This window comes from Paractinoplanes pyxinae (assembly GCF_026626335.1).
GTDB classification, from domain to species: domain Bacteria; phylum Actinomycetota; class Actinomycetes; order Mycobacteriales; family Micromonosporaceae; genus Actinoplanes; species Actinoplanes pyxinae.
The window spans coordinates 219170-237451 of the sequence record NZ_JAPNTZ010000013.1 but is presented as its reverse complement, the minus strand read 5'-3'; the positions used below and the strand labels follow the sequence as shown (position 1 = coordinate 237451).

Sequence of the window (18282 nt, the reverse complement as noted above, 5' to 3'; positions counted from 1 at the left end):
TCGGTCAGCCGGCGCGCGGGCCGTTACGAGGCGTCGTCGGCGCGCAGGGGGCGGATGTTGTCGGGGGCGGCCTCGGCCAGCGCGATCAGGGCCCGGACGATCTTGTCGGCCGGCATGGGCTTGCAGAAGTGGTAGCCCTGGGCGATGGGGCACTTGAGGGCGATGAGGGCCGCCCGCTGCTCGGTCGTTTCGACGCCCTCGGCCACCACACGGACACCTAGCCGGGCGCCCAGTTCGACGGCGCCGCGGACCACGGCCTCGGCGGCGGGGCGTTCGATCATGTCGTCGACGAAGGAGCGGTCGATCTTGATCTCGTCGACCGGGACGCGGGTGACGATGGCCAGCGACGAGTAGCCGGTGCCGAAGTCGTCCAGCGACAGCTGCACGCCCATGTCGCGCAGCTCGGCCAGTACCTCGTCGACGATGCGTTCCTGGCTGACCGCGACCGACTCGGTGATCTCGAGAACCAGGTACGAGGCGGGGGCGCGGTGGCGGCGCAGCGCCTCGGCGACCTGGGCCGGGAACGTGGGGTCGAGCAGGCTGCGGGCCGAGACGTTGACCGAGACCGGCACGTCGACGCCGGCCGCGTGCCAGCTGCCGGCCGCGTCCAGGGCCAGGTCGAGCACCCGCGCGGTGAACGCCGTCTGCAGCTCGGCCGAGTGCTCGACGGCCGGCACGAAATCGCCTGGTGAGAGCTGGCCGCGGCGTGGGTGCTTCCAGCGTACGAGCGCTTCGACGCCGGTCGGGGCGGCGGTGATCAGGTCGACCGCGGGCTGCAGGTGCAGCAGGATCTGGTCGTCGGCGGCCAGCGCGTCCTGCAGGTCGGCCAGCAGGGCGAGCGCGTCGGTGGTGACCGCGTCCTGGCTGGCGTCGAAGGCACTGACCGCCAGCTGCTGCCGTTTGGCCTGGTTGAGCGCCAGCGAGGCCCGGCGGATCAGTTCACCGAGGTCGACCCGGCCGGCCGGGCTGACGGCCACGCCCACCGCCACCTCGACGGCCAGCCGCACCCCGGAGACCTCCATCGGCCGGATCAGGTGCTCGACCAGCTCGCGGGCCCGGCGCAGGGCGGCCGGCAGCGGGCTGGGCAGTTCGTCCGGCCGTGCGGCGGTGTCGGCGAGGGCGGTCACGGTCGGGATGAGTAGGCCGAACTCGTCGTCGCCGGTGCGGGCCACCAGCTCGCCGTCGCGGGCCAGCTCGCCCAGCCGCTCGGCCACCAGGCGCAGCACCTCGTCGCCGTGGCGGTGGCCCAGGGTGCCGTTGACCTCGCGGAAGTCGTTGATGTCGAGCAGCAGCAGCGCGACCGGGCGGCGCCGGTCGAAAGACCGCAGCAGCCGGTCGCCGTCGGTCAGCAGGGTGCTGCGGTTGAGCAAGCGGGTCAGCCTGTCCTTGGTGAGGTCTTGGGTGATCTGCTGCTCGAGCCCGGCCACCCGGTGCCGCGTGGCCGCGTCGTGCAGCGCGCCGGCCAGGGCGTCGCCGAAGGCCGAGATGGCGGCCTCGTCGCGCGGGGCGGGCAGGGTGGGGCCGGACAGCCAGACGGTCAGCTCGCCGACCGGGTCGCCGGCCACGGTCATCGTCCGGGTGATCGCCGGGCCGGGCAGACCGGCGACGGCGTTGTCGAGGCCGGGGCCGTCCTGGGCGTAGCGGTGCTCGCCGTCGCGGCCGCGCACCTCGATCTCGACGCGGCGGGCGCCGAACACGTCCAAGGCGGCGGTCAGGCCGGCCTGCGCGACCTCGGCCTCGGTGCCGCCGGGCAGGGTCGCCGTGGCGGCCGAGAACGACTCCCACATGCGGCGTTCTTCCTCCGCCCGCAGGTGGAAGCGGTAGGTGCGTTGCAGCAGCCAGAGCCCGGGCGCGAACGCGAGCAGCCACAGCGGGCCGTCGACGAGCGCGTGCACCGCGGCCAGGCCGACCACCACGTTGCCGACGAACATCGGGATCTTCGCGTACGAGGCCCGGAGCAGGATCTGCCGGGCCGGGGCGTCCCGGTGCAGGGTGAGGGTCAGCGTGGCCAGCCCGAACGTGATGATCAGGTAGGTCAGGGCGCCGGCCAGCAGACCGGCCGTCATGCGGGTGCTGAGCACTGGCGCGTCCCCGGCCACCAGCACCGCCACCGCCGTGGCCCCGGTGGCGCCCAGGCTCAGCGAGGCGGCCAGGTGAACCAGCTCGGCCAGGTTGCGGTGCGAGTCCCACCAGGACAGCAGCGCCCACGCGAGCAGCGCGCCGGCCAGGGTCGCCGCGGGCAGCCAGCCGGGCGGCGCCGCGATGAAGCCGATGATGAAGGCGGCCTCGCCCCAGCTGACCGAGACCATGCCCCGGCCGAGCCGGAAGCGCAGCCGGGCCAGTTGCCCGGCGATCACGAGGGCCAGAGCGAGGGCGACACCGGCGACCGGAGTCAGGGGCCGGTCGGCCGGGCGATCAAGGGGCAGCAGGGCACCCAGGACGGCCAGCAGAACGGCCGAACCGATCACCGCAATGGTGAGCGCGAGGACCCCACGGGAACGGCCGGCGAGGCCCGCCGTGTCGATCCAGGAACGGCGGACGGAGGCCTCGGCGACCGGCGGCGCGATCACGAGAAACCCCACTTGAACAGCGGCACTGGCGGATGCACGTGCATCTGCAGCGGAGAAAACGGCGGGCGGGGAATGGTCATTTTCGGCGCCCCCTTCCGCGCAGGGATCGGGGACGGTTAAGCCCCCGGGCGGAAGGCTAAATCAATACCGATGAACAGAACAGGGCTTGACGCACGACGCGTATCGCCCTTAGGTCAGACCAATACGGTGTGTGTCGTCGACCGACAGGCGGCAACCGCCTGCGACGTGGTCAAACGCGGCCGTTGTCGCCGTCGGCGGAGCTGCCGTCACGGTGAGTAGTAATGCCCGTGACCTCGTTATCCGCAACGGCGCTGGCCGTCGAGGATCGACCGGCTTCGACGTCCGGCGCGGTCCCGCCGGCGCCCGAACGCTCAAGATCCGCGTTGAGCCGGGCGATCTCGGCCTCACGCTGCGTCTGCTTCGCGTCAGGAAAACTGTCGGGAAGCCGACGCAAGCGCTTGTTCATGTTGCGGATCAGCAGAACAGTCGCTATGGACATGAGCACGATGACGAACAACCCCATCGGGCCGGCCAGGCCGCCCGAGCGGGTGTCGCCGAAGTTATTGACCGTGACCGTGATGTCCATGTAGTGACTGTACGTCTTAGCGGGCCTCTACCGACTCGCGGATCCCCGAGAACAAGTCCGACTCGGGGACGGGGCTGTCGACCACCGAGCGAGCCAGTTCGAAGTCTTCGGTCGGCCACACCTTCTGCTGCAGCTCGAGCGGGATCTTGAACCAGAAGCCGTCGGGGTCGACCTGGGTGGCGTGGGCGCGCAGGGCGTCGTCACGAACCTCGAAGTACTCGCCGCACTCGACCCGCGTGGTGATCTTGTCGCCCCGGTCCTCCCGGTCGTTCCACTTCTCGAGCCACTCGGTGTACGGCGATTCCAGGCCGGCGGCCAGCATGCCCTCGTGCAGGGCGAGCATGCGCGCCCGGGTCCAGCCCGAGTTGTAGTAGAGCTTCGACGGCTGCCACGGCTCACCCAGCTCGGGGTAGGCCTCGGGGTCGCCCGCCTTGTCGAAGGCCACCACCGAGATCTTGTGGCACATGATGTGGTCGGGGTGGGGGTACCCGCCGTTCTCGTCATAGGTCGTCATGACGTGCGGGCGGAACTCACGGATCAGCTTGATCAGCGGGATCGCTGCGGTTTCCGGGTCTTGCAGGCCGAAGCAGCCCTCGGGCAGCGGGGGCAGCGGGTCGCCCTCGGGCAGGCCCGAGTCGACGAAGCCGAGCCAGGACTGCTCGACACCCAGGATCTCGCGCGCCTTGTCCATCTCGGCCCGGCGGATGGTGGTGATGTTCTCGAGCACGTCGGGGCGGTCCATCTTGGGGTTGAGCACGCTGCCGCGCTCGCCGCCGGTACACGTCGCGACCATCACCCGGACGCCCTCGGCGACGTAACGCGCCATGGTGGCGGCGCCCTTGCTGGATTCGTCGTCGGGGTGCGCGTGCACCGCCATGAGACGCAACTGCTCAGCCACAGAAAACTCCTCGGACCTGACCCGCGGCGTGCGGACCGGTGTCGGCTGCGAAGATGGACCCTGCCATTCTGTCGGATCCCCCCGACAAGAAACGCACGAGAGGTGCCCGAGGTGAGCGAGACGCGCACCACAGACCCGGTGTTCCCACCGGGCCGCTACGGACGGCGCCGGTCCGGCCGCCGCCGGTCGGTGGTGCCGATCGTCGTGCTCGTCGTCGTGGTGGCGGCCTCGCTGCTGCTCTCGGTGCGGCTCTTCCAGCAGTTCGGCCGCACGGACTACGAGCCGCAGATCGTCGGCTGGGAGGAACCGTCGGCCGCCGTGCTGACCATCGAATTCAAGGTGCGCGTCCCGGCCGGCCAGCCGGCCGAGTGCGTGCTGCGCGCGCGGGACTACGACGGCTTCGAGGTCGGGCGGCGTACGGTGATCGTCCGCCCGCAAGGGAACGAAACGACAATCGACGCGAAGGAGACGGTGCCCACCACGGCCCGGGCCAGCGTCGGGGATGTCGTGAACTGCCGCGCACCGGCCTGAGCAAACCGGTACAAGATCGCACGAAACCGGCGGTGTGCATACCGCTGGTAAGCTTGGTGATTCGCTCCGTTCAGCATCCCGTCCAGTGGTGCTGAGCGTTTTCCATTTAATGACGTGCCCCCGTTCCAGCAAGGAGATCGCCCGTGTCCAGTTCAGAGGCGCCCAAGACTTGGCTTTCTCAGGACGCTCACGACCGGCTGCAGTCCGAGCTCGACGAGCTGATCGCCGCTCGTCCGGCCGTCGCGGCGGAGATCAACGCGCGCCGGGAGGAGGGCGACCTCCGCGAGAACGGTGGCTACCACGCCGCCCGCGAGGAGCAGAGCCGTCAGGAAGGCCGGATCCTGTACTTGAAGGAGTTCCTGCGCAACTCCGAGGTCGGCGAGGTCCCCACGCAGGACAAGGTCGGCCCCGGCTCGGTCGTCACGATCTACTTCGACGACGACCAGAGCGACACCGAGACGTTCCTGCTCGGCTCGCGTGAGATCTCCTCGACCACCGACCTCACGGTCTACAGCCCCGAGTCGGCGCTCGGCACGGCCATCCTGGGCGCGGCCGAGGGGCAGACCGTCACCTACACGGCGCCCAGCGGCTCCGACATCAAGGTGACCGTGGTCAAGTTCGGCCCGTTCGAGGGCTGACCTCCGCTGAAGAAAGGCCCGCGGCGTGCCGCGGGCCTTTTCCGTACGCAGCGTCAGGGCGTGTGGTCGGCCAGCAGCGACACGCGGTAGCCCGAGCCCCGCAAACTGCTGATCAGCGCGGCCGAGTGGTCCGGCCCGCGGGTCTCGACCGAGAGCGCGACCTCGGCCTCGCCGAAGCTGAGCCGGGGGCTCTGGCGCGAGTGCGCCACGTCGACCACGTTCGCCCGCTGGTCGGCGATCTGCCCGAGCAGCCGGGCCAGCTCGCCCGGCCGGTCGGTGCAGCGCACCGCGAGCCGCAGGAAGCGCCCGGCCGAGGCCAGCCCGTGCTCGATCACGCGCAGCAGCAGCATCGGGTCGATGTTGCCGCCGGAGAGGATGGCCACCGCCGGACCGTCGTCCAAGGGGGCGTACGCGCCGGTCATCAGGGCCGCCACCCCGGCCGCCCCGGCCGGCTCGACCACCGACTTGTGCCGCTCCAGCAGCACCAGCAGGGCCGCCGACAGATCCTCGTCGCTGACCGTCACCACCTCGTCGACCAGCTTGCTGACGTGCGCGAAGGTGAGCTCGCCGGGGCGCAGCACGTTGATGCCGTCGGCGATGGTGACGCCCCGCTCCAGCCGCTGCGGCGACCCGGCGGCCAGCGAGGGCGGGTACGCGGCGGCGCCGCTCGCCTGCACCCCGACGACCCGGATGTCCGGCCGCAGCGTCTTGGTCGCGACCGCCACCCCCGAGATCAGCCCGCCTCCGCCGACCGCGGTGACGATCGTGGTCGCGTCGGGGCACTGCTCGAGGATTTCCAGGCCCACCGTGCCCTGCCCGGCGATGACGTCGGGGTGGTCGAACGGGTGGATCATCACGGCTCCGGTGCGGTCGGCGAACTCGCGGGCCGCCTCGAGCGAGTCGTCCACGCTCGTGCCGGCGTACTCGATCGCGGCCCCGTAGCCCCGGGTGGCGGTGACCTTGGGCAGCGGCGCCCCCTCGGGCATGAAGACCGTGGCCCGCGCGCCGAGCAGCTCGGCGGCCAGCGCGACACCCTGCGCGTGATTGCCGGCGCTGGCCGCGACGACCCCGCGGGCCCGCTCGGCGTCCGAGAGGCGGGCGATGCGCGTGTACGCGCCACGGACCTTGTACGACCCGGCGCGCTGCTGGTTCTCGCACTTGAGCCAGACCGGGGTGCCGGTGATCTCGGTGAGCGGCCGCGACGGGATCAGCGGGGTCGTTTTGACCACGCCGGTCAGCAGCTCACGCGCGGCCTCGATGTCGGCCGCGGCGAGCAGATCGAGCGGATGGGGGGCACCATTCATGCCCCGAATGCTGCCACCCACTAAACGAACGCGTGCCGCTGCCAGGGGTTCATGACCTCGAACTGGCCCGCCACGGCCAGGAGCAGGGCTTCCGAGTCGGGCGGGCCGACCAGCTGCACGCCCAGGGGCAGGCCGTCGGGGCGGGTGCCGACCGGGACGACGATCGCGGGCAGGCCGGCCACGTTCCACGGCGCCGCGTACGGGGCGTACTTCATGCTGTCGGCCATGTTCCGCCGCCACGACCCACCCGCGTGCCCGTCGGCGAGCGGCGGCGCGGCGGCCAGGGCCGGGGTGAGCACCAGGTCGAGCGAGTTGTCGGCGAAGAACCGGATGGCCGACTCGCGGTACGCGTCCCGCTGCGACTGCCGCACCAGGCCGGCCCGCAGGGCCCACTTGCCGAGGCGGATGTGCTGCCGGGTGCGCGGCTGCAGCTGGGCCAGCTGGTAGTGCTCGGCCTCGCGGTACGCCGACGCGAACCAGGTGGCCAGCGTGCCGAGGCCGAGCGTCTGCGGGTAGGGCGGGTTGGCCGTGACCGTGTTGTGCCCGGCCTGCACCAGCAGCTTCGACGCTGTGGTCACCGCCGAAGCGTTGGGCTCGTCAGCTCGTACGCCCGCCAGCGGTGACCGGATCGAGACGCCGACCCGCAGCCGGCTCGGTTCGACCAGCTTGATCGGATCGCGGCCGGCCAGCACCGAGAAGCCCAGGGCGGCGTCCGAGACGGTGGTGGTCAGCACGCCGTTCTCGACCAGGTCGTACCAGTTGGTGATGCCCAGGTCGGCCGGGACCACGCCGCGGCCCGGCTTGAGCCCGACCAGCCCGCAGCAGGCGGCCGGGATGCGGATCGAGCCGAGTCCGTCGTTGCACTGGGCGATCGGCACCAGCCCGGCGGCGACCGCGGCCGCCGCACCGCCGGAGGAGCCGCCCGGCGTGCGGTCGCGGTCCCAGGGGTTGCGGGTGGCGCCGTCGCCGTCGTCGGTCACCGCCCACAGGCCCATCTCGGGCATGCGCGTCGTGCCGACCACGACCGCCCCGGCCCCGCGCAGCCGCCGGACCACCTCATGGTCGTCCTCGGCCACGTCCGGCGTACGCGCCGCGACCGAGCCGTTCCAGGTCGGCAGGCCCGCCACGGCGGTGTTCTCCTTGACCGCGACCGGCACCCCGGCCAGCGGCAGGTTGGCCAGATCCTCCTGGTCGTCGACCTTCTCGGCCTCGGTGATGGCCTCGCCGCCGCGGATCACCCGGAAGGCGTCCAGGGTGGGGTCGGTGATCGAGATCTGCTCCAGATGGTCGGCCACGACCTGGGTGGCGGTGGCGTCACCGCGCCGCACCGCGCGGGAGATCTGCTTGGCCGTCGCGCCTACCCAGGTCGTACCGTCGCTCATTGCCTCTCCGTATGTGTCTTCTCAGCCCAGTGCCTGCTCGAGGTCGGCGAGCAGATCGTCAACGGTTTCGATGCCGACAGACAGTCGCACGAGATCGGCGGGGACTTCAAGCGCCGAACCGGCAGCGGAAAGGTGTGTCATCTGGCCGGGGTGCTCGATCAGCGACTCGATGCCGCCCAGCGACTCGGCGAGCACGAAGAGCTTTGTCCGGTTGCAGACCTCGATGGCCTTTTCCGGGCCGCCGGCCGCCCGGAACGACACCATCCCACCGAAGCGCTGCATCTGCTTGGCCGCGACCTCGTGCCCGGGGTGCGTCTCGAGGCCGGGGTAAAGCACCTCGCTGACGGCCGGGTGCTCGCTGAGGAAGCCGACGATGCGCTCGGCGTTGTCGCAGTGCCTTTCCATCCGTACGCCCAAGGTCTTGATGCCTCGCAAGGTGAGCCAGGCGTCGAAGGGCCCGTTGACCGCGCCCATCGCGTTCTGGTGGAAGGCGAGCTGCTGACCGAGCTCGTCGTTCGCGGTGATCAGCGCGCCACCGACCACATCGGAGTGCCCGCCCAGGTATTTGGTGGTCGAGTGGACGATCACGTCGGCGCCCAGGGTGAGCGGCTGCTGCAGGTAGGGCGAGGCGAACGTGTTGTCGACCACCAGCAGCGCGTCGTACTCGTGGGCCAGACCGCCCAGGGCCGCGATGTCGGCGATGTTGAGCAGCGGGTTCGTCGGCGTCTCGGCCCAGATCAGCTTGGTCACGCCCGGCCGGAACGCGGCCCGCACCTGGTCGATGTCGGCGAGATCGACGGCGGTCCAGTCCAGACCCCAGTTCTCGGCCACCTTCGAGAAGAGGCGATAGGTTCCCCCGTACGCGTCGTCGGGGATGACCACGTGGTCGCCGGGCCGGCACACCGCGCGGAGCAGCGTGTCCTCCGCCGCCAGACCGCTCGCGAAGGCCAGGCCCCGGCGCCCGCCCTCGATCGCGGCCAGGCACTCCTGCAGGGCGTCACGGGTGGGGTTGCCGGAACGGCTGTACTCGTAGCCGAGCCGGGGCGCGCCGACGGCGTCCTGGGCGTACGTGCTCGTCTGGTAGATCGGAGGCACGACCGCGCCGGTCCGGGGGTCCGGATCCTGGCCGGCGTGGATGGCGAGGGTGTCGAACCCGTAGTCGTTAGCCGTCATGCTCGGCAAGGCTAGTCTCACCTGGTGGCATCGTGCGTCTTCTGCGACATCGTGGCGGGGTCGGTGCCCGCCTTCAAGGTGATCGACTCGCCAGACGGGGTGGGATTCCTCGACACCCGGCCGGTCTTCAAGGGGCATGTGCTGGTGGTGCCGCGTTCCCATGTGGTGACGCTGCCCGAGTTGCCGGTCGCCGATTTGCCCGGATTTTTCGGACTCGTGCAGCGCGTTTCTCTTGCCGTGCCGAATGCGCTGGGCGCGCAGGGGACATTTGTGGCGAACAACAACATCGTGTCCCAGTCGGTGGCCCACCTGCACTTCCACGTGGTGCCGAGGACCAAGGGCGACGGTTTGCGGGGATTCTTCTGGCCGCGGCACAAGTACGCGAGCGACGAGGAAGCCGCCTCATTTGCTTCGCGCATCGCGAAGGAACTCGGGTAAGGATCGCCCCCGGCTTGGTGTTGTACCGGCGGATGAAGGGAGTGACCGTGTTCCTGCGGCACAAGAAGCTCGAGCTGATTACCCCCGACCAGGCCCTGCCGGGCCGCCCCCTCGAGATGCCGGTCGCCGACAAGCACACCGTGCTCGGCACCCCGCTCAAGGGCCCGTGGCCGGCCGGTCTCGAGGTCGCGGTGTTCGGAATGGGATGTTTCTGGGGCGCCGAGCGCATCTTCTGGCAGCTGCCCGGGGTCTACTCGACGTCGGTCGGCTACGCCGGCGGGTTCACCAAGAACCCGACCTACGAGGAGACGTGCTCCGGCTCCACCGGCCACGCCGAGGTGGTCCAGGTCGTCTACGACCCCAGCAAAATCCAGTACGAGGACCTGCTGAAGGCCTTCTGGGAGAACCACGACCCCACCCAGGGCATGCGCCAGGGCAACGACGTGGGCACCCAGTACCGTTCCGCGATCTACACGACGACGGACGACCAGGCCCGGATCGCCCAGCAGTCGCTGGAGGCGTTCCAGCCGGTGGTCACCGCGGCCCGCCACGGCCAGATCACCACCGAGATCCGCCCGCTCGGCACGTACTACTACGCCGAGGACTACCACCAGCAGTACCTGTCGGATTCCAAGAACCCGTACGGCTACTGCAACCACGGCCCCAACGGCATGACCTGCCCGGTCGGTGTCGCTCGCACCAACTGACGCTCTTGTGCCACTGACCCGACCTCGGACGTGATCGTCCAGTCCGACACCGAAGTCGATGGGAAGGGCCGTTGCGGCTCACCGCCACGACGGCCCTTTCGGTGGTGGGAACCCGCTGCGTCGATCAAGCCGGCGTCAGAGCTGCCCATGCCGGCCAACGACCAGGCATTCGCCGTTCGACCACCTTCTTATCCGGTGACCGTGACGGTGGCGAACTCTCTTGACCCGAACTGGTTGGCGTTCCCCACCTCGTCGTACATCGTTGCCGAGTAGACGTGCCAGGTTCCGGCCGCCGCGCCGGCGGGAAGCGTCACGGTGTAGTTCCATGTGCCGTTGGTGGGGGTGCCGGACACCTTGGTGCCCCATTCCGACGAGGACCAATCGCCACTCGGACTCTCCAAGAAGACGGCACCGGGCGTGCTGATGACACCGCTCAGGTCGTCCGTAGCGGCTACCCGGACCTTCAGCACCCGGTCCTGGCTGTTGTCGAAGGTGTTGGCGCTCAATTTGGCTGATTCCCAGTGAACGACCGGCGGCGTCGTGTCAGCCTTGCCGATGACTGTGAACGACAGGTGCGTCGTGACCGTCGTCAGGTTCTGTGCTCGATCCCAAAGGTCAGCCTGGAACACCCGCCACGTCCCGGGCGCGGCGAACCGCGGCAACGTGGTGGCGAACTGCCACAGGCCGTCGTTCCCGGTGCCGGCGACCCGGGTGATCTCGCTCAGGTCCACCACCGTTCCCTGCGGTGACTGCATCCGGAGCTGGGCCTGACCCGGCTCCCATCCGCTCCCGTCGTCGGTGATCCGCAGCAGCACGGAGATCCTGCGGACGCCGTTGTTCCACACCACCGGGGGCACGATGCCGCCGGAGACGACGGTGACGACCGGCGGAGTGTGGTCGGACGTGGTCGACGCCGCGGCAGCTGCTGGTTCCGTCCAGGTCAGCGTGCTCGCGACGGCGAGGAGTCCGGTCGCGGCGAGGAGGGGCAGCCTCATGAGTTGGTCCGTTCCGTTCGAGGGCGGGGACGGATGACGCCATCGACCGGCGATCGCCGCACCTGAGAAGCAACCGACGCCAACTCGCCGTGACCCCTGCCACGGTGTAGTTCGATACACGGCGGCGTACACATCCGCGACAGCCGTGCCTTCTGTTGCACAGGTGGCCGGCGGTGTACAGCCAGGATTTACCTGGGCTGACCTACTGGCCAAGGACAACATCGGCCTGCCCACGGGCCTCGGGCGGGCGCAGGTGAGAGGCTGGGGGCATGGCTAACCGTCTCGCCGGGGCTACCTCGCCCTATCTGCTTCAGCATGCTGACAACCCGGTTGACTGGTGGGAATGGTCGGCCGAGGCGTTCGCCGAGGCTAAGCGGCGGGATGTGCCGGTGCTGATCTCGGTGGGGTATGCCGCCTGTCACTGGTGTCATGTGATGGCGCACGAGTCCTTCGAGGACGAGCAGATCGCCGGGCTCATGAACGGCGGGTTCGTGGCGATCAAGGTGGATCGGGAGGAACGGCCCGACGTCGACGCCGTCTACATGACCGCCACCCAGGCCATGACCGGGCAGGGCGGGTGGCCGATGACCGTCTTCGCCACCCCGGAGGGCGACCCGTTCTTCTGCGGCACCTACTTCCCCAAGGCCAACTTCGCCCGGCTGCTCGACTCGGTCACCACCGCCTGGCGGGATCAGCGTGAGCAGGTCGTCCAGCAGGGCGCCAACGTGGTCGAGGCGATCGGCGGGGCACAGCTGGTCGGCGGGCCCAAGGCGCCCATCTCGGCCGAGCTGCTGGGGGCGGCGGCCAACGGGCTGCTCAAGGAGCAGGACACGACCAACGGCGGCTTCGGCGGGGCGCCCAAGTTCCCGCCGCACATGAGCCTGCTTTTCCTGCTGCGCCACTACCAACGTACGGGCTGGGACGAGGCTCTCGAGGCGGTCCGGTTCGCCGCCGAGCGGATGGGGCGGGGCGGCATCTACGACCAGCTGGCCGGGGGGTTCGCGCGGTACGCGGTCGACGCCACCTGGACGGTGCCGCACTTCGAGAAGATGCTCTACGACAACGCCCTGCTGCTGCGGGTCTACACGCAGCTCTGGCGCCTCACCGACGACCCGTTCGCCCGGCGGATCGCCGACGAGACGGCCGATTTCCTGCTGCGTGATCTGGGCACTCCGGCCGGCGGGCTTGCCTCGGCCCTGGACGCCGACGCGGCGGGTGTCGAGGGATTGACGTACGCCTGGAAGCCGGCCGAACTCGTCGAGGCGCTCGGTGACGATGACGGGCAGTGGGCGGCCGACCTGTTCGCCGTCACCGAGAAGGGCACGTTCGAGCACGGCAGCAGCGTGCTCGTGCTGGCCCGGGACATCGACGCCGCGGACCCGGCCCTGGTGCAGCGCTGGAGAGACGTACGGGAAAGGCTCCTGACCGCCCGCGCGGAGCGCCCGCAACCGGCGCGTGACGACAAGGTAGTGGCCTCGTGGAACGGCCTGGCCGTAACCGCGCTGGCCGAGCACGGCCTGCTCACCGGGGCCGAGTCGTCGCGGGTGGCCGCCATCGAGATCGCGACCGTGCTCGCCGAGCGGCACCTGGTCGACGGTCGCCTGCGCCGCGTCTCACGGGACGGTGTGGTGGGGGAGCCGGCCGGTGTGCTGGAGGACTACGGCTGCGTCGCCGAGGCTTTCCTGGCTGTGCACCAGCTCACCACCGACGGGGTGTGGCTCGAGCGGGCGCGCGTGCTGCTCGACGTGGCTCTGGCCCACTTCGGCACGGGTGAGGGCGGCTTCTACGACACCGCGGACGACGCCGAGCGGCTGGTCACCCGTCCGGCCGACCCGACCGACAACGCGACCCCGTCCGGCCTGTCGTCGGTCTGCGCGGCTCTCGTGGCCTACGCGGCCCTGAGCGGCGAGCCCAGTTATCGCGAGGCGGCCGACGCGGCGCTGGCCACGGCCGGCCCCGTGATCGGGGGACACCCGCGATTCGCCGGTTACTCGGCGACCGTGGCCGAGGCTGCGCTGTCCGGCCCGTACGAGATCGCGATCGCCGCCCCGGCCGGGCTGGAGGCTCCGCTGCTGGCCGCGGCCCACCGGCACGCGCCGCCGGGGACGGTCATCGTGGCCGGTGAGCCCGACCGGCCGGGGGTGCCGCTGCTGGCCGACCGGCCGCTGCAGGGGGACGTCCCCACCGCGTACGTGTGCCGTGGTTTCGTCTGTGACCGCCCGGTGACCAGCCCGGACGATCTGGTGGCGCGCCTGACTCGCTAGGCTGGGCGGGCGATGGATACCCGAACCGGTCTGCCTGTGGTCGGCATGGTGGGCGGGGGCCAACTGGCCCGGATGACCCACCAGGCCGCTATTTCTCTCGGTCAGTCACTGCGTGTGCTGAGCGTGTCGCCCGATGACAGTGCCGCGCTGGTCGCGGCCGATGTGCGGATCGGATCGCACACCGACCTGGCTGCTCTGCGTGAGTTCGCCAAGGGGTGCGAGGCGGTCACCTTCGACCACGAGCACGTGCCGACCGGGCACATCGAGGTGCTCGAGTCGGAGGGCGTCAAGATCTATCCCGGTTCCCAGGCGCTGGTGTTCGCCCAGGACAAGGGGCTGATGCGCGAGCGGCTGGCCGAGCTGGGCGCGCCCGTGCCGCGCTGGGGCCGGGTCGAGACGGCCGAGGACGTCGAGAACTTCGCCGGCGGTGTCTGGCCGGTGGTGGCCAAGGCCACCCGCGGCGGGTACGACGGCAAGGGCGTCTGGATGCTGTCGGGGCCGCAAGAGGCGGCGGAACTCGTCGCAACCGGCACCCCGCTGATCGTCGAGGAGCGCGTGCCGCTGCGGCGGGAGCTGGCCGCCCTGGTCGCCCGCTCGCCGTTCGGGCAGGTCGCGGCGTACCCGGTGGTCGAGACGGTGCAGAAGGACGGCATCTGCGTCGAGGTGCTGGCGCCCGCCCCCGGCCTGACCGAGCCGCTGGCCTTGAAGGCTCAGCAGCTGGCGATCGACCTGGCCAACGAGCTCGGCGTGGTCGGCCTGCTGGCCGTCGAGCTGTTCGAGACGATCGACGGCATCGTGGTCAACGAGCTGGCCATGCGCCCGCACAACTCCGGCCACTGGACGATCGAGGGCGCCCGCACCTCGCAGTTCGAGCAGCACCTGCGGGCCGTGCTCGACTACCCGATGGGCGAGACGTCGCTCACCGCGCCCGCCGTCGTGATGGCCAACGTGCTCGGCGGTGAACCGGGCGGCATCTCGATCGACGAGCGCCTGCATCACCTGTTCGCCACCGACCCCGGCGCCCGCGTGCACCTCTACGGCAAGCAGGTACGCCCCGGCCGCAAGATCGGGCACGTCACCGTGCTCGGCGACGACATGACCTCGGTCCGCGCCCGGGCGCAGCGGGCCGCGCAATGGCTTCAGGAGGGCCGGTAAATGGCACCGCTCGTCGGGATCATCATGGGCAGCGACTCGGACTGGCCCACGATGGAGGCGGCGGCGATCGCCCTCGCCGAGTTCGAGGTGCCGTTCGAGGTCGGCGTGGTCTCGGCCCACCGTACGGTCCGCAAGATGGTCGACTACGCCGAGAGCGCGGCCGGCCGGGGCCTGCAGGCGATCATCGCCGGCGCCGGGGGAGCCGCTCACCTGCCCGGCATGGTGGCTGCTCTCACGCCGCTGCCGGTGATCGGGGTGCCGGTGCCGCTCAAGCACCTCGACGGCATGGACTCGCTGCTCTCGATCGTGCAGATGCCGGCCGGGGTGCCGGTGGCGACCGTGTCGATCGGCGGCGCCCGCAACGCCGGCCTGCTCGCCGTGCGCATCCTCGGCGCCGCGAACCCGCAGCTGCGCACGAAGATGGCGAACTTCCAGGCCGGCCTCGAGAAGCTGGTGGCCGAGAAAGATGCCGCTCTGCGTGAGCAACTGCTCGGGTAGCCTCACCGTATGACACGCCGCTGGCAACCGGCCGCCTTCATGGTGGCGATCGGCGTGCTGGGCGGGTTCTGGATCGGCTCGTACGGCGGTCTGGTGTTCTTTCTCGTCATGGTGGCAGTCGCGGTGGTCGTGTCGCCGCCCGCGTTCCCACGCTCGGTCACCGACGCCGAGGCCCGGGCCGCCCAGGCCGCCGACGGCCGCCCGATCATCTATTGGCGCCCCGGATGCCCGTACTGTCTGCGGCTGCGCGGCTCGCTGGCCCGGCGGGCGGGCCGCTACCACTGGGTCGACATCTGGAGCGACCCCGAGGCCGCGGCGTCGGTGCGCGCGGTGGCCGACGGCAACGAGACCGTGCCCACCGTCGTGACCGTCGGCGAGTCCTTTGTGAACCCTTCACCTCAGCTGGTGCGATCCCTTAACTGACCGTTCAGGCATCGCTCGTACGGTCGGGCCATCGAACTCTGGTGGAGTGTGGCGCTCGCGACCCTCGGTATCGTCGTGCCGGGCATCGCGGCTATCTACGAGTTCCTGGTCAAGGGGCGCAAGCGGCTCGGCTACCGCGTGCAGATGGACACCACGGCCAACGACGTGGGCGAGACCGCGGCGCCGGGCGCGCTGGGTGAACTGAGCAACAACGGCGTGCCGCTGGTCGACCCGAGCATCGTGCTGCTGCGGATCGAGAACACCGGCCGTACGAACATCGACGAGCACGACTACGCGGTGCGCGACGACGACAAGGCCGGCATCCGGGTCAGCTTCCCCGGGCGGCGAGTGGTCGGTCTCGTGGTGACCGAGCTCAGCGACGAGAACCTGCGCTCCAGCCTGGCCGGGCTCACCGTGCGGGACGACCTGGTCGAGCTGCCCAAGGTGCCGATGAACCGGCACGACCACTACAAGGTGCTGGCCGCGCTCGACAACTCCGACGGCGTCAAGAAGGGCGACGGGCCGTACCCCGACCCGATCGTCGTCGGCACGATCAAGGGCGGCGTGGGCGACGGCCGGATCATCGAGACCCGAAGCCGTACGGGCACCTCGAAACGGGCGATGGCGCTGATCGCCTTCCTGGCTTTGCTGGTGGTGGCGCAGTCCGTCGTCTACTTCCGCAGCGACGCCGGTACGCCCCTCGACTGCGCCGCCGGCACGCTCACGGTGACCGGCTCGACGGCGTTCGAACCGGTGGTCCGCGACGCCGCCAAGTCCTATCAGGAGAGCTGCACCGAGGCGGCCTTCAGCTTCGAGATGCGAGGCAGCGGCGAGGGGTTGCTGGCGCTCGACCGGGCCGGCGAGAACTCCGGGGTGCTGGCGTTCTCGGACGGCGAGAAGCCCGACGGCATGCCCGGCCTGGTCGCCCGGCCGATCGCGTTCGTGCTGTTCACGCTGGTGGTGAACGCCGACACCGGGGTGCGCGACCTGACCACCGCGCAGATCCGCCGGCTGTACAGCGGCGAGATCACCAACTGGAAGGACATCGGCGGCCGCGACGTGCCGGTCCGCCTGATCAGCCGGAACCCCGGCTCCGGAACGCGGGCCGCCTTCCAGCGGCGGGTGCTTTCCGGGACGCGCGAGCCAGGTAGCAACTCCGACAATTGCCGCGACAGGGATCCGGGCTCGCCGGTCGGTGTGGTGCGGTGCGCCCGCAACTCCACCGACGAGGTGTTGCGCTCCGTGGCCGACACCCCGGGCGCGCTCGGTTACAGCGAACTGGGCGCCGCCACGGACCGTCAAGGCCTAGCCCTCGTCCGCATCGACGGCCGCCCCGCCACGGTGCCGGACGCCGACCACGGCACCTACCCGTTCTGGGAAACCGAACTCGGCTACACCCACGGCGACCCGGACGCCCACTCCCTGGCGGCGAGCTTCCTGCGCTACCTGACCAACCAGGTAGGAGCCGACATAATCCGCACCCACGGCGACCGCCCCTGCGCCGAACTGGCCAACCCCCAGCTCTGCCACCCCAACCCGGTCCCCTGAGGCATTTGCGCTCGCCTATTTCAATGGACGGCTCACCGGGAACGGGGAGCGGTGATCCACGGCGATGGCCAGAAAGCGACGCGCCGGAGGCGCCGGCCGACAACCGCGAAGCGTGCGCGAGGGGCAGGACGTCACCTTCGATGTGGCACGGACAGGGCGTTCCGGCACAGGGGCCCAGCCCGACTATTTCATCACCCGAAGCACCGGCACGCCGGGCGGCGTCCCGGCCGGGTCGAAAACCACCATCCCGGCCGGACTCCACGGCGAGGGCCGGCGCGCCTTGGAGATGGAGAACTCGGCGGCCGTCATCCTCGCCGAGAAGGGATGGCGGATCACGCAGAACCCCACGCCCGCGGTGGTCGCGCAGGCGAGGCACGAGGCCGGCGACGTAGGCTCTCCGGCCACGAAGCCGGACTATTTGCTCGAAGGAAGGGTCTTCGACTGTTACTCGCCGACGAACCCGACCAAAACTGTGCGCGGTGTCTGGAGCTACGTGCGGGACGAGAAAGTCAATAAGCTCCAGACGCAGCGAGTGGTTATCAACCTGGAGCAATGGGCAGGGGATCTGGCCGCTCTACGAAAGCAGTTCGCCGAGTGGCCGATGGATGGCCTGAAGGAGGTCAAAGTCATCACCGCCGACGGTGACATTGTCCATTTCGAACTACCACCAAGAACTGACTGACGGGGGAGCAGCACATATGGCCATCGAGTATGACCTCGTCCTTGCCGGCGTGACTTCCGTCGAGCAGGTGGCGGAGCGCGCTTATCCAGACCCGGCCGAGCGGCCCGCCGGGACTGGGCGCCTCCTCGTCGCGGACCTTGATGTTCGCTACGGGTTCGCCGCCACTGTTCTGTCCGGTCCGAGCCGTTATCTCGATGTCCTGTCCGACAACGGCACGTGGGAATGGGAGCCGGAGCCTTACACGTCGGTCAGCTTTCGGATGAGCAAAGAGGTGGACGACGTCGGCTGGCAGGTGAGGAACATGCTTACGGTTGTCCGCCGCGTGCTGGTGAGCGGTCCGGAGGATGCCGCGTTTGCGTTCAATGGCGACATCCTTCTGTTGACCCGTCTCGACGGGGTTCTCGTCAAACACCGGCGCGAGACGTGGTGGGCCAACTACCCGGGCGCGAACGATGCCCTTCCGGGATGA

The 18282-nt window shown here is 70.2% G+C and carries 18 protein-coding genes; 11 read left to right on the top strand and 7 right to left on the bottom strand.

Features of this window, described 5'->3' with window-relative positions; translation table 11 throughout:
- Positions 1-23: 23 nt before the first annotated feature.
- The 3 genes from OWR29_RS33615 to mca form a co-directional block, all read right to left on the bottom strand.
- Positions 24-2525, bottom strand: coding sequence for a putative bifunctional diguanylate cyclase/phosphodiesterase (locus tag OWR29_RS33615; RefSeq protein ID WP_267567474.1), 2502 nt, complete (start codon positions 2523-2525; stop codon positions 24-26).
- A gap of 295 nt (positions 2526-2820) precedes the next feature.
- A complete protein-coding gene (locus tag OWR29_RS33610; RefSeq protein WP_267567408.1) occupies positions 2821-3177 on the bottom strand; it encodes a hypothetical protein in 357 nt (118 codons plus the stop codon).
- A gap of 16 nt (positions 3178-3193) precedes the next feature.
- Positions 3194-4075, bottom strand: coding sequence for a mycothiol conjugate amidase Mca (gene mca, locus OWR29_RS33605; RefSeq protein WP_267567407.1), 882 nt, complete (start codon positions 4073-4075; stop codon positions 3194-3196).
- Positions 4076-4186: 111 nt separating this feature from the next.
- Between mca and OWR29_RS33600 the strand changes: the two genes are divergently transcribed.
- Together OWR29_RS33600 and greA are read left to right on the top strand one after the other, a co-directional pair.
- A complete protein-coding gene (locus tag OWR29_RS33600) occupies positions 4187-4606 on the top strand; it encodes a DUF4307 domain-containing protein (protein ID WP_267567406.1) in 420 nt (139 codons plus the stop codon).
- A gap of 143 nt (positions 4607-4749) precedes the next feature.
- Positions 4750-5244 (top strand): transcription elongation factor GreA, encoded by a 495-nt coding sequence (greA, locus tag OWR29_RS33595; protein ID WP_267567405.1) that lies wholly within the window; start codon positions 4750-4752, stop codon positions 5242-5244.
- A 53-nt stretch (positions 5245-5297) separates the two neighbouring features.
- On the opposite strand, the gene ilvA is transcribed toward greA, so the two are convergent.
- The 3 genes from ilvA to OWR29_RS33580 are packed head-to-tail and all read right to left on the bottom strand — an operon-like array spanning position 5298 to position 9103.
- Complete coding sequence (gene ilvA, locus OWR29_RS33590) at positions 5298-6548, bottom strand: threonine ammonia-lyase (RefSeq protein WP_267567404.1); 1251 nt, start codon at positions 6546-6548, stop codon at positions 5298-5300.
- A gap of 20 nt (positions 6549-6568) precedes the next feature.
- On the bottom strand, positions 6569-7930 hold the full coding sequence (locus OWR29_RS33585; protein WP_267567403.1) for an amidase: 1362 nt from the start codon (positions 7928-7930) through the stop codon (positions 6569-6571).
- Between the two features lie 21 nt (positions 7931-7951).
- Positions 7952-9103: a cystathionine gamma-synthase gene (locus OWR29_RS33580; RefSeq protein WP_267567402.1), complete on the bottom strand. Its 1152-nt coding sequence runs from the start codon at positions 9101-9103 to the stop codon at positions 7952-7954.
- A gap of 24 nt (positions 9104-9127) precedes the next feature.
- Here OWR29_RS33580 and OWR29_RS33575 point away from each other — a divergent pair, with 24 nt between their 5' ends.
- Complete coding sequence (locus OWR29_RS33575; protein ID WP_267567401.1) at positions 9128-9541, top strand: HIT family protein; 414 nt, start codon at positions 9128-9130, stop codon at positions 9539-9541.
- A gap of 47 nt (positions 9542-9588) precedes the next feature.
- Positions 9589-10248 carry a peptide-methionine (S)-S-oxide reductase MsrA gene (gene msrA / locus OWR29_RS33570; protein ID WP_267567400.1) on the top strand — a complete coding sequence of 220 codons (660 nt, stop codon included), beginning with the start codon at positions 9589-9591 and terminating at the stop codon, positions 10246-10248.
- 188 nt (positions 10249-10436) lie between these two features.
- Here the strand turns inward: msrA and OWR29_RS33565 are convergent, their stop codons facing one another.
- Complete coding sequence (locus OWR29_RS33565) at positions 10437-11243, bottom strand: hypothetical protein (RefSeq protein ID WP_267567399.1); 807 nt, start codon at positions 11241-11243, stop codon at positions 10437-10439.
- Between the two features lie 269 nt (positions 11244-11512).
- Between OWR29_RS33565 and OWR29_RS33560 the strand changes: the two genes are divergently transcribed.
- From OWR29_RS33560 to OWR29_RS33530, 7 genes are all read left to right on the top strand, one after another.
- On the top strand, positions 11513-13507 hold the full coding sequence (locus OWR29_RS33560; RefSeq protein WP_267567398.1) for a thioredoxin domain-containing protein: 1995 nt from the start codon (positions 11513-11515) through the stop codon (positions 13505-13507).
- A 12-nt stretch (positions 13508-13519) separates the two neighbouring features.
- Positions 13520-14662 carry a 5-(carboxyamino)imidazole ribonucleotide synthase gene (locus OWR29_RS33555; protein WP_267567397.1) on the top strand — a complete coding sequence of 381 codons (1143 nt, stop codon included), beginning with the start codon at positions 13520-13522 and terminating at the stop codon, positions 14660-14662.
- A complete protein-coding gene (purE, locus tag OWR29_RS33550) occupies positions 14663-15160 on the top strand; it encodes a 5-(carboxyamino)imidazole ribonucleotide mutase (RefSeq protein ID WP_267567396.1) in 498 nt (165 codons plus the stop codon).
- A gap of 9 nt (positions 15161-15169) precedes the next feature.
- Positions 15170-15583 carry a glutaredoxin domain-containing protein gene (locus OWR29_RS33545; protein WP_267567395.1) on the top strand — a complete coding sequence of 138 codons (414 nt, stop codon included), beginning with the start codon at positions 15170-15172 and terminating at the stop codon, positions 15581-15583.
- A 48-nt stretch (positions 15584-15631) separates the two neighbouring features.
- Complete coding sequence (locus OWR29_RS33540) at positions 15632-17131, top strand: substrate-binding domain-containing protein (RefSeq protein WP_267567394.1); 1500 nt, start codon at positions 15632-15634, stop codon at positions 17129-17131.
- 112 nt (positions 17132-17243) lie between these two features.
- Complete coding sequence (locus OWR29_RS33535; protein ID WP_438872693.1) at positions 17244-17813, top strand: CdiA C-terminal domain-containing protein; 570 nt, start codon at positions 17244-17246, stop codon at positions 17811-17813.
- 16 nt (positions 17814-17829) lie between these two features.
- On the top strand, positions 17830-18282 hold the full coding sequence (locus tag OWR29_RS33530) for a SitI3 family protein (protein WP_267567393.1): 453 nt from the start codon (positions 17830-17832) through the stop codon (positions 18280-18282).